Consider the following 13,478-nt stretch of genomic DNA (forward strand, 5'->3'; position numbering starts at 1 on the left):
ATCAGTTACAGGGAGACACTACCCATTTTTGATTGGGGTCCCGGGGTGGTGCAGGGGAGGGCGATGGTCCACCACACCGCCCCTAAAGGATTTTTCTCTCCCCCCTGGCTCGGAGGGCCATGGGGAATAAAAAAGGGGGAGGGGGCATTCCACCTCCCCAAGCGGCTCCCAACGGTGTAGCTCCCGAGATAGGGGTGAAAGACTTTTCGCCCCTACTTGAACCCCGAAACTGGATCTCAGCACGTAGCAATCAACGTAGCGCTCTCTGCGCGCTTCCGAAACCCCCATATATGGGGTGCAATAGACGCATTATCGCCATATATGGCGATATCGAGTCTTTTTCGAGAATGACAAGGTTGTCCCGGTTGATCTCTCGTCTCACTGTCCAGGGGGCGGCGAGAGGAGAGGGTGAGGGGATCTCCTGCCGGGCCGAAAGGGAGGACGGGAGGACTTCGCGTAGTCCTGGATTGGATGTCAGACGAACGGGCTGTGCCTGAGTGCTTTGTCCATTTTTCATTTGGGGGCGGCGTGGGGGCCTTTGGCCCCCCGCACCGCCCCCCGAAAGGTTTTTTCTCCCTCTCCCCACGGCCCGGAGGGCCATGAGGAGAGGGAGAAAGGCGGGAGGGGCCATCGCCTTCCAGACTCGCTTCGGTTCCTCATTTAGGGGCGGGCGGGGCGGCCTCCGACGGCCCTGCCCGATCCTACAACCTCAAAAAGGAGGAGGCTATGGCGATGCGCTGGGAGATCCGTGTGGACGAAGCCCATCCGGAGGACGAGATCCCCTTAACGGAGAACGGACGCATCGTCCTGGAGCGCCGGTATCTGCGCAAGGGGCCGGACGGCCGGCCCGTGGAGACGATCCCCGAGATGTTCCGCCGGGTGGCGCGGGCCGTCGCCGGGGCGGAGAAGGAGCTGGGCGGGGATCCGGGTCTGTGGGAGGAGCGGTTCTACCGGATGCTCACCGCCCTCCGGTTCCTTCCGAACTCACCCACCTTCACGGGCGCTGGGACGCCTCTGGGGCAGTTGGCCGCCTGCTTCGTGCTCCCCCTCGAGGACGACATGGGCAAAGTCACGGGGGGCATCTTCCAGACGCTGCGGGATGCCGCCCTGATCCAGCAGACGGGCGGAGGCAACGGCTTCTCGTTCTCCCGGCTCCGCCCCAAGAACGCGGTGGTGTTCTCGTCGATGGGCCGCGCCACGGGGCCGGTGGGTTTCCTGCGGGTTTACGATCGCGCCTTCGGGGAGATCGCCCAGGGGGGATCCCGCCGCGGCGCCAACATGGCCGTGCTCCGGGTGGATCATCCGGATGTGGAGGAGTTCATCACCTGCAAGACCGATGAGAACGCCATCACCAACTTCAACATCTCGGTGGGCATCACCGATGCCTTCATGCGGGCGGTGGAGAACGATGAGGAGTGGGAGCTGCGCTTCCCGGATGTGTTGCATCCGGCTTACCGGGAATTCCGCGGCACCTTAGAGGACGCCGAGCGATTGGGGATCCCGATCCAGGTTTACAAGCGGGTGCGGGCGCGGGATCTCTTCCGCAAGATCGCTACGCAAGCCCACCACAACGGCGAGCCGGGGGTCCTCTTCCTGGACACGGCCAACCGCTCGAACCCGGTGCCCCACCTCTACCGCCTGGAAGCCACAAACCCATGCGGTGAACAGTGGCTGGGTCCCTTCGAGAACTGCTGTCTGGGATCGGTGAACCTGGCGCGCCACGTGAAATACACCAACGGCCGGGCGGAGGTGGATTGGGAGAAGCTCCGGGAGACGGTGGAGTGGGCCACTCGCTTCCTCGACAACGTGGTGCAGGTGAACCAGTATGTGCCGGCCGTTCCCCAACTGAAGGAAGCGGCCTTCCGGACCCGGCGCATCGGCCTGGGGTTTATGGGGCTGGCGGACATGATGTATCACCTGCGGATCCGCTACGGCTCGGAGGAGGGCCAGGAGTTCGCCGCTCAGATCGCGGAGTTCATTCGTTACCACGCGATGCAGACCAGCGTGGCGCTGGCCCGGGAGCGCGGGCCTTTCCCAGCGATCCGAGGAAGCATCTACGATCCGGAGGATCTGAAATGGGAGCCTCCCAGGCCGCTGAAGCCCTACGTCCGCGACTGGGGCCGCCCGCCCCTGGACTGGAACGCGATCGCGGAGGGGATCCGGCGCTACGGCATCCGCAACGCGGCGCAAACGACGGTCGCCCCCACGGGCACCCTGTCCACTGTCGCCGGCTGTGAAGGTTATGGCTGCGAGCCCGTCTTCGCCCTCGCTTATGTTCGCTATGTCCACGAGGCGGAAGGGCGCCTGGAGCTACGCTACGTCAGCCCGCTCTTCATGCGCGCCCTGAAAGAGGCCGGCCTGGATGAGGAGACCCGCGCCCGGATCATCGAGGAGGTTCTGCGCAAGGGCACCTGCCAGCACATCGAGGAGCTGCCCGACTGGATCCGCCACACCTTCGTGGTCGCCCAGGATCTGACCCCCGAAGAGCACGTCTGGATGCAGGCCAGCATCCAGGCTTTCATCGATAACAGCATATCGAAGACGATCAACTTCCCCTCCACGGCCACGGTGGAGGACGTGGAGAAGGCGTATATGCTGGCCTGGAAGCTGGGTTGCAAGGGCCTGACGGTTTATGTGGCGGGGTCCCGCGAGAAGGAGGTGCTGGAGACGCTGGAGACAAAGGAGAAGAAGGAGCAGAAGAAGGAACCGGCTGTGATCGCGCCGACGCAACCCACACTGCCACAGCCGGTGGGCCCGACGGTGCGTCCCCGGCCGCAGAAGCTGACCGGGGTCACCTACCGGATCGCCACGCCGGTGGGGACGGCGTTTATCACCCTGAATGAGAACGGGGAGGGCCAGCCCTTCGAGGTGTTCCTGAATGTGGGGAAGGCGGGGTCGGATATCGCGGCGGTGGCGGAGGCCATCGGGCGCCTGATCTCGCTGCTGTTGCGCCTGCCCTCGCCGGTTCCCCCGGTCGAGCGGCTGCGCCAGGTGGTGGATCAGCTCCACGGCATCGGCGGGGGGCGCGCCCTGGGCTTCGGGCCGGAGCGGGTACGGAGCCTCCCCGATGGCATCGCCCGGGTGCTGGCGGAATATCTGGCGGAGCGAGGCGTGGAGGTGATCCCGGCCTCCCCCGCCGCCGTCCAGCCGACCCTTCCCATGCCGCAGCCTCGCCCGGCGGTTGCCGAGGAACGGGATCGGCTCGGTCCGGTGGGCGACCTCTGCCCGCAGTGCGGGGAGGCCGCGTTGATCGAGCAGGAAGGATGCCGCACCTGCTACAACTGCGGCTACAGCGAGTGTTGAGAGGGGGCGCCGAAGGCGGCCCCGACCGCCCCCAAACTTCTCTCTGAAAGGGCCGGGGTTGGGGTCGTGAAACCCGCCGCTGGGTTTCCCCCAACCCCCGATTGTCCATCGGGCACGGTGCTCCTCCATGCGTGGCGGGTCGATGCGAGCGGCCGCCACGCTTTTTTATCTGGACTTGAGCGTAGGGCTGAGGGCATTGCCTCGCCCTTTCCTTCCCCCAGAAAAGATCTTTCTCCTCCCCGAGGTAACGAATTCGAGTAAAATCCCCAATGATCTTCTCTCATGGAGGACGCAGAATGCGCAGTGTGGAATGGCGCGACGGCACATTGCGTTTGATCGACCAGCGGCGCCTGCCCCATGAACTGGTGATCCTGGAGTGCGACACCCCTCAGGCGGTCGCGGAGGCCATTCGCACCATGGCCGTCCGCGGCGCGCCGGCGATCGGGGCGGCTGCGGCCTTCGGGATGGCCCTGGCGGCCCTGCGCAGCCCGGCGTCGGATCCGATGGGCCTGTTGCGGGATCTGGAGGCAGCCGCGGCCCTGCTCAAGGCCTCCCGGCCCACGGCCGTGAACCTCTTTTGGGCGGTCGATCGGATGCTCCGCCGCGCGACCGATGAGCGCCTGGGGGATCCGCAGGCCCTGCGGGAGGCCCTGGTCGCGGAGGCGATGCGCATTGCGGAGGAGGATGTGGAGACCAACCGGCGGATGGGGCAGTTTGGGGCGACCCTGATCCGGGATGGCGATACCATCCTGCATCATTGCAACACAGGCGCCCTGGCCACGGTGGACTATGGCACCGCTCTGGGGGTGATCCGCACCGCCCATGAGCAGGGGAAGCGCATCCACGTGCTGGTCGACGAGACGCGGCCGCGTCTGCAGGGCGCTCGCCTGACTGCGTGGGAGCTGCTGCAGCTGGGCATTCCCTTCACGGTGATCGCCGATGGCGCAGCTGGCTATTACATGCGCAAGGGGAAGGTGAACATCGTGCTGGTGGGGGCCGACCGCATCGCCGCCAACGGCGACGTAGCCAACAAGGTCGGCACTTACACCCTGGCGGTCCTGGCGAAGGAGCATGGAGTTCCCTTCTACGTGGTGGCACCGACCTCCACCATCGATCTGCGCACCCCAAACGGCGATGCGATTCCGATCGAGGAGCGGGATGAGCGGGAGGTTCTGGAGATCGAGGGGATCCCCATCGCGCCCCGGGGGGCGCGGGCGGCGAACCCAGCCTTCGATGTCACCCCTGCCCGTTATATCACCGGCATTGTCACCGAGAAGGGGATTCTGTATCCGCCCTTCGATCTTCATATCCGCCGCGCCCTGGAGCCGGAATAAGGAGGGATGCTGATGTGGCTGCGCTGCGCGTCCTGTGCCCACCAGTGGCCCTATCTCCGCTTTGAAATCCGTTGTCCACGCTGCGGCGGCGATTGGCTGGATGTGGTTTACGATCTCCCCGTGGTTCACCGGCGCTGGGAGCAGGTGTTGCGGGAGCGGCCGTTCACCATGTGGCGCTATCGAGAGTTGCTGCCGGTTCGGGAGGACCTGCACATCGTCACGATGGATGAGGGGGGGACGCCGCTGCTGCGCGCGGAGAACCTGGGGTTGATGCTGGGACGCCCGCGCCTTTACATCAAAGACGAGCGCCAGAATCCGACGGGGTCTTTCAAAGATCGCCAGGCCTCCCTGGCCATCTCGGTGGCGCGGGAGGCAGGTCTGCGGGAGATGGTGGTGGCTTCCACCGGGAACGTGGCCATCTCCTACGCCGCCTATTGTGCCCGGGCCGGGATCCAGTTGTGGGCGTTCCTGGTCAGCTCCGCGCCCTCGGACAAAATGCGCGAGGTCGCCCTGTATGGCGCGGAGGTCATCAAGGTGACAGGAACTTACGATCAGACCAAGCGGGTGGCGGCCCAATTCGCAGAGCGGCGCGGGCTGTTCCTGGACCGGGGGATCCGCAGTCTGGCGGCGCGGGAGAGCATGAAAACCCTCGCCTTCGAGATCGCGGAGCAGCTGGGATGGAGAGCGCCGGATTGGTATATCCAGGCGGTGAGCGGCGGGATGGGCCCCATTGGGGTATGGAAAGGGTTCCAGGAGCTGCGGGCGATGGGCCTGGTGGATCGCATCCCTCGCATCGGCGTGATCCAGGCGGAAGGTTGCGCGCCGATCGTGCAATCCTTCCGCGAGGGCCTGGAGCAGGCCCGGGTGGTCCAAACGCCGCGCACCCGCATCGCCACCCTGGCGACCGGGGATCCGGGGCCAGCCTATCCGGCGCTGCGCCGGATCGTCCTGGAGACAGGCGGGGCGATGGAAGCCGTGAGCGATGAGGAGACGTATCGAGCGATGCATCTGCTGGCCAAGATGGAGGGCCTCTCGATGGAGCCGGCGGCGGCGGCGGCCTTCGCTGGGGCCTTCCGGCTGATCGCCTCAGGCCGCATCCGGCCCGAAGAGACGGTGGTCATCAACGCCTCCGGCCACACGTTCCCGGTGGAGAAGTTCGCCTTGGGGGAGGCCTGGGTGCATGCCCTGGAAGCCCCCCAGGCCCCTTCAGAGGGATTCCTGATCGCTCTCGATCAGCTGGATCCCCGCAGCCGGCGGGTTTTGATCGTCGATGACGATCCGGATGCTGCCCGCCTGATCCGCCGGATCCTCCAGGCCCGGGGGACTTTCTACGTGGAGGAAGCTTATCGGGGCGATGAGGCGCTGGAGCGCATCCGGAGCCAGCCGCCGGATGTGATCCTCCTGGACCTCATGATGCCCGGGATGGACGGCTTCGCGGTGCTGGAGGCCTTGAAGGCGGATGAGGCCCTGCGCCGGATCCCGGTTCTGGTGGTCACCGCGCGGAGCTTGGCCCCGGAGGAACAGGCCCGCCTGCGGGAACAGGCCTACGCGGTGCTGGAGAAGGGGACCTTCACAGATGAGCATTTAATCGAGGATATGCTGGCGGCTTTACGCACCTCTTGATTGGACCTTGGACAAACAGGCCGCGCCCCAGGCCCTTTGCGCCTCCTCCATAGACGGAGGCAGCCCCTCTCCCAATGGCCCGAAGGGCCTGGGGAGGGGGAGAGGAAAAATCTTTAGCGCTGTTCAGGGGGCCGATGTCACCGTCACCAGCGGCCGAATCCGCTCCAGCGTGGCTGGCCCGATGCCCGGGACCGCGAGGAGATCCTCCAGGTGCCGGAAAGGGCCGTGCTTGAGCCGATAGTCCACGATCGCCTGCGCGGTCCGGGGCCCGATCCCGGGCAGTCGCTCCAGTTCTTCCACAGAAGCGATGTTCAGATCCAGGCGAGCGGAAGGGGTGGGCGGGATCGCCGGCCGCTCCCCCTGTCGGGGCACGTGCAGGTGCATCCCATCGGTCGCCGGCGCGGCCAGATTGAGGGCCTCGAGATCCGCGTCGGATCGAGCTCCCCCGGCCAGCTCCAGGATCGCCCAGATCCGCAAGCCCTGTGGGACCGTGTAGACCCCAGGGGCATGGATCGCCCCGGTGAGGTAAACGTGGATCCAGATCGGGGTGGAGGTCGGGGTTGGGACGGGAGTCGGTGGGGGAACAATTCGAATGGCCGCTGGGGCGGGACGTCGGAGCAGCCAGATGCTGGCGATGAAGCTGGCCAAAGTAGCTCCCAGCACTATCGCTTCCCGCAGCGTCTGCCATGGAGAGCCCTCTTTGGAGGGGTATGTGGGGGATCGGTTGCTGGCGCTCATAACGCTTCCGCTCAGCGCAGGATTGGAGCAAAGGAGAGGATGGGCGGCCAGGCTGACCATCCCCTCTTTCCTTACTGTTGCATCGATTGGGCACCGCCGTTTCGCCTGCCTTGAGGGCAGCGAAACCGGGTTCGGTTGGACAACGGCCAAAAGCCGCCTCGTCGCCGCCCTCGTCCCAGTACGGGTCATCTCGCCATGTATATGATAGCGGCGCCGATTCTTTCCATCGGGGTTTCTCATATCCGTAACGATACAGGAGCCAGGCAGTCTGCCCTCCCCGAGGGGATGGGTTCATTCTGCCCCGCTTAGCCGGCTCCCCACTGCGTCATTCCTACCCCCAATCGAAGCGCAGATGAGGGAGAAAGGGGATGAAGAAGGAGGGGCGGGCGGGGCCGCTTCCCTCGCGCCGGTCGCCTTCCACTCACCGATGCGCCGGCCGAGGCAGAGCGGACCCCGCCAGAAGATCTGTCGACTGCTGTTTCAACTGGACCGCAGAGGCCCTGGGGAGATGGCGGACTTATAGCATCCCTTCCAGGATCCGCTCCAGGGCCATCGTGTGGGCGCAGGTCCCGCGATGGCGGAAGAACTCGCAATCACATGTCCAGTTCCCCTCATGGTAGCGAACATGGTGGGTGTTGTTCTCGCCGCGGACGGTGACGGCGAAGGAGATGAAGTGGAAACGATCCCGCTCCTCGGCATACCGCCGGGCCTTCTCGATCTTGCCGATCAGCGCCGAGTCCACCATTGGAACCTCCTGAAGGGTTTATTGTTCAGTCCAAGGCTTGAGGATGGGATGAGCGGCCTCTTCGTCTGCCCCGTCATCCCCGCCTTTTCCATAACTCCCATTGGGAGGCCGGGCGGGCCGCCAAGGGCAGCCTCCTATCCCCAGAAGACCCTCGGGGATTAGGAAGAGGGCCGGATAAAAAACAAAACGGCACGTCAGCCCGTCGGCCGCGTGCCGTTTGTTGTTCGACCTCGCTGGCGGGTCTCTACATGCAAGGGAAGCCTCCCCCGATCTGCGCGTTTGGAGTCCTGGGCAGTGCTGAACAGCTGACGGATGAAGAGATCATGGAAATAGTTCCCCCTCGATCTTCCCTCCCCGAGGCGCTCTGGGCCCAGGGGAGAGGAGAGCCCGTTGGGGAGCGCGATCCCTCCCGCATCCGCGCCCCCACTAAGGAAGCGAACGCTACGGTTGCTACCAGTATAGGCAGATTCTGCAAACCTGTCAAAGCGGGGGCGACGGGGCGGCTGTCCTGGGCAGCCGGCGAATTTTAGAAAGAGGATCCCGGGAAGCCGCATTCTCTTCCCCTCTTCCCGGGGCCGATTGGGCCGCGGGAAGAGGGGATCAAACGTATAATTCACCGGGAAACGAATTCCAGTCGTGGCGCCCCACATCAGTGTCCTTCCGGAGGAGGCTCCCATGGATTTTCGGCTGAGCGATGAGCATCGCATGGTGCAGCAGATGGTCCGCGAGTTCGCGGAACGGGAGATCCGGCCGGTCATCAAGGAGCACGACCGCGCCCAGAAACCGATCCCCTGGCTCTTCGAACGGATGGCGGCCCTGGGGCTCATGGGGATCTGCATCCCTGTGAAATATGGCGGCGCCGGGATGGATTACATCTCTCTGGGCCTGGCTTGCGAGGAACTCGAGCGCGTCGACAGCTCCCTCCGGGTGGTGATGTCCGTCCACGTGGCCCTGAACTCCCTCTCCCTTCTTCAGTGGGGGACAGAGGAACAAAAGCAGCGCTATCTGGTTCCGCAGGCGAAGGGGGAAAAGATCGCCGCGTATGCGCTCACCGAGCCTGGCGCAGGATCCGACGCTGCTGCGATCCGAGCGACAGCCCGGCGTCAGGGGGATGTTTACATCCTGAACGGGGAGAAAACCTGGATCAGCCTGGCGGATCTGGCGGATCACTTCCTGGTGATCGCCAAGACGGATCCCGAGAAGGGCCACCGAGGGATGTCCGCCTTTATCGTTGAGCGATCGTTCCCCGGCGTGAAAACCGGCACCCTCCACGGCAAGCTGGGGGTCCGGGCAGGCAACACCGGATGGATCGTCCTGGAGGACACTCCGGTGCCGGCCGAGAATCGCCTGGGGGAGGAAGGGGAGGGTTTTTACATCGCCATGGCTGCGCTGGACAACGGCCGCTACACCGTAGCGGCGGGGGCGGCCGGGCTGATCCGGGCCTGTCTGGAGGCCTCGGTGAAATATGCCAACGAGCGGATGACCTTCGGTCGGCGGATCGGCGAGCATCAGCTCGTTCAGGAGATGATCGCCAAGATGGCTGCCAACTATGAAATCGCCCGGCTGCTTTACCTGCGGGCCGGGTGGATGAAGAACATGGGGCTGCGCAACACCCGGGAGACCAGCCTGGCCAAATGGTTCGCCACCGAAGCGGCGGTTCAGGCGGCCCTCGACGCGATCCAGATCCATGGAGCGTATGGCTACAGCGATGAATACGACGTGGAGCGCTACCTCCGTAACGCCAAGGGAGAGGTGATCTACGAGGGCACCAGCCAGATCCATACGATCCTGCAGGCCGAATACGCGCTGGGATATCGCAGGGATCGCCCCCTGCGCTGCGAGTTGCCGGCCTACGATCCGGAGATCTGGCGCGCCGAGCCCGCGATGGCCTGAACCCGGTCTGAACAACCCTTGCCCAAAATCAATGGGCAGGATCCGAAGCGATGCCGAACGCCTCCGACGCTCGGCATCGCTTCGGGATGGTCCCTTTAGGAGGGTAGGCAGGTCCACTGAAAGCGGCCTGCCCACCGCAGGAAACTCAAAGATCCCTGTGGAGGCGACCATGCACATCGTAGTGCCCATTAAGCAAACCCCGGACACGACGGCCACCATCACCGTCGATGCGTCCGGGCGCATCTCCTGGGGCGATGCCCCGCTGATTGTGAATCCATGGGACGAGTTCGCCATCGAGGAGTCCCTGCGGTTAAAGGAGAAATTCGGGGGGAAGGTCACGGTGATCACCATGGGCCCGGAATCCGCTAAGGAGGCGCTGAAGCAGGCCGTGGCGATGGGGTGCGACGAGGCCATCCTGCTTCACGACCCTGCCTTTGAGGGTTCCGACACGGTCGTCACCGCCACGATCCTGGCGGCGGCGGTCCGCAAGCTGGGGACGGTGGATCTCGTCTTCATGGGTAAGGAAAGCGTGGATGGGAACTCCGCGCAGGTCCCCCCCGCCCTCGCCCGACGCCTCGGATGGCCCCTGCTGGCCTATGTAGGGAAGATCCGCGAGGTCGATCCGGCCGGGCGGACGATGGTGGTGGAGCGGATCCTGGAGGAGGGCCGCCAGGTGGTGCGGGCGCCGCTCCCCGCTGTCCTCAGCGCGATGCAGATGAATGAGCCGCGATATCCGTCCTTTATGGGCATCCGAAAGGCCGCCCGGATGCAGATCCCGATCTGGACCGCGGCGGATTTGGGGTTGTCGCCGGAGCAGGTCGGCGCAGCGGCCTCGGCCGCCCGCTGGCCCGCCGTTTTCGCCCCGCCCAAGCAGGAGGTCCAGTGCGAGTTCCTCCAAGGAGAGTCGCCGGAGGAGATCGCCCGCGCCCTGGTCGATCGGCTGTTAGCGGAAAAGGTGTTGTAGGGGCAATGGCAGGGGGCCTCCGGCGGCCTCCCTCACTCCCCTCTCAAGTCAACTGCGGAGGACATCCATGAGCCATATCTGGGTCTGGCTGGAGCAATTTCAGGGGAAGGTTCCCTCGATCGTATGGGAGACCATGGGGGTGGCCCGGCAGCTGGCGGATACGCTGGGAACCGGGGTGACCGCCGTGTGGATCGGGGGGGCGATCGCCGATCAGGCCGAGGCCGCCATCGCTATGGGCGCGGATGTCGTCCAGGTGATCGAGCACCCGGCGCTGGCGGACTTCCGTTTTGAACCTTACCTGGCCGTTCTGACCTGTCTGGCGAAAGAGAGCGCCCCCTCGGCCATCCTGATGGGATCCACAGCCCGCGGGCGCGAGCTGGCTGGAGGTCTGGCGGCCGAGCTGGGCACCGCCACGCTGGTCGATGTGATGGAGATCGCCATCGAGGACGGACGTATCGTGGCGATCCGGCCGATCTATGAGGGCAAGCTGTTCGCGCGAACTTATGTCGAGCGCTCCCCCGCGATTTTAACGATCCGCGGGCGTGCATTCCCCCGGCCGGATCCCGATCCCGGCCGGAAAGGGGAGATCCGCCGGGTTTCGGTTGAACTGGATCCTTCGGTTTTCTCCACGGAGGTCCTGGATTGGATTCAGGAAACCGAGGGGGAGATCAGCCTGAACGAGGCCCGCATTGTGGTGGGCGGCGGGCGTGGGGTGGGCGGCCCGGAGGGCTTCGAGACCCTGCGGGAGCTGGCTCGGGCCCTGGGGGCGGCTCTGGGGGCCACGCGGGCGGTGGTGGATGCGGGGTGGATCCCCTACAAGTATCAGGTGGGCCAGACCGGCAAGACCATCAGCCCGGATCTCTATATCGCGTGCGGCGTATCGGGGGCCATTCAGCATCTCTCCGGCCTGCGAGGGGTGAAAGTGATCGTGGCGATCAACAAAGATCCAGAGGCGCCGATCTTCAAGGCCGCCCGCTACGGCGTGGTGGACGATCTCTTCAAGATCGTCCCCGCCCTCACGGCGGAGCTCCGCCGCCGCGGGCTGGCGAAGGGATAAAGGGATCGCGCTCCCGGTTGGCGGGCGGGCGAGGCCATCGAAGGCGACGCCCCAGCTCCAATTCCCAGGAAGGCCCAGAAGTTGCACGTAGCGTCATCCGATTCCTCTCCTCAAGGCTCGTGAGGCCTCTGGGAGGAGAGGTCCAGGAGGAAGAAGTCCTTCCAACCTGGGAGAGGGATCCCCACGCCGCCCTTGGGCGGGTTCGGCACTTCAGAGAGGGGGCGCTAAAGGCGTCCCCTTTCTTTTCCCCTACAGCCCTTAGACCGTCGGGAGGGGGAGGAAAGACTTCCCGAGGAAGTGAACAGCGTAACTTCACTTATGGCCCCTCCACCAGGAAAAGGGGGATCCCCCCTACCGCCGCCTCCCCCTGTTTCTGACGCGTCGGATTGCATAGGGTTGGCGTGTTGTAATTGGTGGCTGGCGGCAATGAGAAGGTGTAAACGCCATTCGTGGGGCGCACGGTGGTGGCCGCTCCGGTGCGGACATCGTAGACGATCCCCTGCGACGCGACGGCGGTCACGGTGATCGTCGCCGGGACGTTCAGGCGGGTCCACGCCAGGAGCACCCGGGCGCCGTCCGGCCGGCGGAAGGCGAACCATTCCACTTGGCCGGTGCAGGCCCCCCAATCGGTCTGGCCCTGCGTGGAACGCCACCGCCAGAGCGGCGCAGCGCCCGGCAGATGGGCCGCGACCAGGCGATAGGCTGCGGCCGCCGGGCGCGCCCCCGCGTCCGAGGGATGACAGGGAGCCGGGCTGGTGTTCCGATACAGCCCGAAGGCGTCGTGATGCTCCGGTCCGTTCCCGCAATCATCGTGTAGCATGAAATGGAAGATCACCCGCGCCCCCAGCCAGATCGCATACGCCGCGCTCTGCACCACATAGGCGGCCTGCTCTTCCTTTGTCCCCCGATACCCGCTATCCGGATCCCAGGTCGGTCCCGGATAATCGTCCCATACGGGCAGGCCGCTCTCGTTCACCCAGAGCTCCTTGACGAGCCCGAAGGATTGAAGGGTTCCCTTCGCCTGATTGAGGTAGCGGAAGGTCTGCCAGGCGTAGCTGTAGCTGTGGATCGGTAAAACGTCGAAATACCAGCTGAAGGCGTCCCGCAGATCGGGGGCGGGGTCGTTCTGAAGGGCGGTCAGGACCTCCCGAAGCCAGTTCGGCTTTTCGAAGATCGCCAGCCCGCCGAACAGGATGCGGGCCTGAGGGTCCGCCTGCCGGGCGGCGATGGCGGCGACTTTGAGCAGCCGCGCGTAATCCGTTGCGGTCCCGCTCCAGAAGAAAGTGAGGTCCGGCTCGTTCCAGATCTCCCAGGCGCGCACACCGCGGCCGGAAGGCCATCCGGCCACCTGCTGGCTGGCGAGCCCGCCCGGCCGGTAACGGGCGACGGCCTGATAAACAAATGCCGCCCATCGGTTGTTCGGGTTGATCGGTTTTCCAGGGCCAGGGCGATCGGTTCCATCAGTGAAGATCGGCGCGTAGAGGCCCGCCGGGGGGTTGGCGGCGGCGATGGCCAAAGAGGGAGGAGTGGGGGCACGGCGCGGCGTGCCCCCGTTGGATTGGCGCAGGACGGACCCGCCGATGGGCAGTTGGCCGGGGATGCCGCCGGCCGCATAGAACCCGGGGGTGCCCATCAGGATCAGGGAGACCTCAAAGCCCTGGGCGAGGGCATCTCGAAGGGCCTGATCCACGTGGGCCCATCGATAGACACCCGGGGATGTTTCCACACCGCTCCAGTAGAGGGGCCAGCGGTCCCAGCGGGCGCCCACCTGTCGGGCGCGCTCGAAGCGGGCGACATCGGCCGGCCATTCCGCCGAGGTGA

The 13,478-nt window shown here is 65.4% G+C and carries 9 protein-coding genes; 6 read left to right on the forward strand and 3 right to left on the reverse strand.

What is annotated here, in order from left to right:
• The first annotated feature begins 726 nt into the window (after positions 1-726).
• The 3 genes from NZM16_RS02050 to thrC all read left to right on the forward strand — a co-directional run bounded on the left by NZM16_RS02050 (position 727) and on the right by thrC (position 6,260).
• Entirely contained in the window at positions 727-3,303 is a 2,577-nt protein-coding gene (locus NZM16_RS02050) for an adenosylcobalamin-dependent ribonucleoside-diphosphate reductase (protein ID WP_295478172.1), read from the forward strand.
• Between the two features lie 296 nt (positions 3,304-3,599).
• Positions 3,600-4,637 carry an S-methyl-5-thioribose-1-phosphate isomerase gene (gene mtnA / locus NZM16_RS02055; RefSeq protein WP_295478175.1) on the forward strand — a complete coding sequence of 346 codons (1,038 nt, stop codon included), beginning with the start codon at positions 3,600-3,602 and terminating at the stop codon, positions 4,635-4,637.
• Positions 4,638-4,649: 12 nt separating this feature from the next.
• Positions 4,650-6,260 (forward strand): threonine synthase, encoded by a 1,611-nt coding sequence (gene thrC, locus NZM16_RS02060; RefSeq protein ID WP_295449486.1) that lies wholly within the window; start codon positions 4,650-4,652, stop codon positions 6,258-6,260.
• A 123-nt stretch (positions 6,261-6,383) separates the two neighbouring features.
• Here thrC and NZM16_RS02065 read toward each other — a convergent pair whose 3' ends face one another.
• Positions 6,384-6,998, reverse strand: coding sequence for a ComEA family DNA-binding protein (locus tag NZM16_RS02065; protein WP_295449482.1), 615 nt, complete (start codon positions 6,996-6,998; stop codon positions 6,384-6,386).
• Positions 6,999-7,515: 517 nt separating this feature from the next.
• Positions 7,516-7,743: a hypothetical protein gene (locus tag NZM16_RS02070; RefSeq protein ID WP_295449476.1), complete on the reverse strand. Its 228-nt coding sequence runs from the start codon at positions 7,741-7,743 to the stop codon at positions 7,516-7,518.
• Positions 7,744-8,418: 675 nt separating this feature from the next.
• On the opposite strand from NZM16_RS02070, the gene NZM16_RS02075 reads away from it, so the two are divergent.
• From NZM16_RS02075 to NZM16_RS02085, 3 genes are all read left to right on the forward strand, one after another.
• Positions 8,419-9,636: an acyl-CoA dehydrogenase family protein gene (locus NZM16_RS02075; RefSeq protein WP_295449472.1), complete on the forward strand. Its 1,218-nt coding sequence runs from the start codon at positions 8,419-8,421 to the stop codon at positions 9,634-9,636.
• Between the two features lie 169 nt (positions 9,637-9,805).
• Entirely contained in the window at positions 9,806-10,600 is a 795-nt protein-coding gene (locus NZM16_RS02080; protein ID WP_295449469.1) for an electron transfer flavoprotein subunit beta/FixA family protein, read from the forward strand.
• Positions 10,601-10,667: 67 nt separating this feature from the next.
• Positions 10,668-11,657, forward strand: coding sequence for an electron transfer flavoprotein subunit alpha/FixB family protein (locus tag NZM16_RS02085; RefSeq protein WP_295478177.1), 990 nt, complete (start codon positions 10,668-10,670; stop codon positions 11,655-11,657).
• A gap of 316 nt (positions 11,658-11,973) precedes the next feature.
• On the opposite strand, the gene NZM16_RS02090 is transcribed toward NZM16_RS02085, so the two are convergent.
• The coding region (locus NZM16_RS02090; protein ID WP_295478180.1) for a hypothetical protein at positions 11,974-13,478 on the reverse strand (1,505 nt) is incomplete at its 5' end.

It is taken from the genome of Thermoflexus sp., from assembly GCF_025055495.1.
GTDB lineage: Bacteria > Chloroflexota > Anaerolineae > Thermoflexales > Thermoflexaceae > Thermoflexus.

Bases quoted from the DNA above. Each gene is read 5' to 3' on its own strand.
- NZM16_RS02075 (WP_295449472.1), top strand. From the start codon at position 8,419: ATGGATTTTCGGCTGAGCGATGAGCATCGCATGGTGCAGCAGATGGTC.
- NZM16_RS02080 (WP_295449469.1), top strand. From the start codon at position 9,806: ATGCACATCGTAGTGCCCATTAAGCAAACCCCGGACACGACGGCCACC.
- mtnA (WP_295478175.1), top strand. From the start codon at position 3,600: ATGCGCAGTGTGGAATGGCGCGACGGCACATTGCGTTTGATCGACCAG.
- NZM16_RS02070 (WP_295449476.1), bottom strand. From the start codon at position 7,743: ATGGTGGACTCGGCGCTGATCGGCAAGATCGAGAAGGCCCGGCGGTAT.
- thrC (WP_295449486.1), top strand. From the start codon at position 4,650: ATGTGGCTGCGCTGCGCGTCCTGTGCCCACCAGTGGCCCTATCTCCGC.
- NZM16_RS02065 (WP_295449482.1), bottom strand. From the start codon at position 6,998: ATGAGCGCCAGCAACCGATCCCCCACATACCCCTCCAAAGAGGGCTCT.
- NZM16_RS02085 (WP_295478177.1), top strand. From the start codon at position 10,668: ATGAGCCATATCTGGGTCTGGCTGGAGCAATTTCAGGGGAAGGTTCCC.
- NZM16_RS02050 (WP_295478172.1), top strand. From the start codon at position 727: ATGGCGATGCGCTGGGAGATCCGTGTGGACGAAGCCCATCCGGAGGAC.